General features: G+C 71.1%; 1 protein-coding gene and 1 pseudogene. Both read left to right on the top strand.

Going from position 1 to position 821, the window contains the following annotated elements; all coding sequences use genetic code 11:
* A pseudogene (locus tag IE312_RS37960) lies at nucleotides 1-438 on the top strand (hypothetical protein); the annotation flags it as partial.
* A 171-nt stretch (nucleotides 439-609) separates the two neighbouring features.
* A partial coding sequence (locus IE312_RS37955; protein WP_189986838.1) for a hypothetical protein occupies nucleotides 610-821 on the top strand: 212 nt, incomplete at its 3' end.

The following is an 821-nucleotide window of genomic DNA, read 5'->3' as shown; positions in this document are numbered from 1 at the left end:
GCAGAAGAACACCTCACCCTGCTGGTGCCGCTGCGCCAGGGCACCGACCGGCCGGCGTGGCTGCAGCCGGCCGTCAAAGACAACTGGGTCCTCTTCTTCGGCGCCCGCTGGCAGCCACTGCGCCCCCTGCTGGACGAGCACCCGGTGCTGTACGTCAGCAGCGCCAACCGCACCGGCCACCCTCCCGCCGCCACAGCTACCGAAGCGCTGGCGATGTTCCCCGCAACCGTCGCGGTTCTGGAGGACCCATCCCTCGGGTCGGGTCCCGCCGGTCCAGCGCAGCCGGGCTCGGCAGCTGTACCACGAAGCGCCACGACCACCGTGCGCCTGCACCCCGACGGCCACCTGGAACTGCACCGCCACGGCGCCCAGAACCGGCCCTTTGCCACCACCGACGACTACCTCGGCCAACTCAGCCGCCGTTACACCACGACATAGCCGACGGCCCTGGCCCCGCTACGGGAGGGGCCAGCGAGCCTCCCCAACCGCGAGGCCGCCCTCGGCAGCGTGATGACATCGTCCCTCTTCACAGCACCGCGTCCGCCAGCTCGAACACGGCCTTCGTCGTGGTCACCTGCACCTTTGGTCGGAGCACATGATCAGGCGAGTGTGCCTGGGATCGAGCACGAGGCCCCGGTGACCAGCCTGTCACCGGCTGGCCGGGTCGTCACCTACAACGCGGTCCGCGAGATCGACGGCAGCGTGCTGCGCATGCCCGCCGTGCGCGGCGACGGCGCAGCGGCGGGCGACTCCTGCCTGCTCAGCTGGAGACACCGCTGCCATGACCCGCGGGGCACGCTCGTCATGCCCGTACGGCCAGG

This window comes from Streptomyces capoamus, assembly GCF_014654935.1.
Taxonomy (GTDB): Bacteria; Actinomycetota; Actinomycetes; order Streptomycetales; family Streptomycetaceae; genus Streptomyces; species Streptomyces capoamus.
The sequence above is the reverse complement of the archived record's forward strand: the minus strand, read 5'-3'. Positions and strand labels throughout refer to the sequence as shown.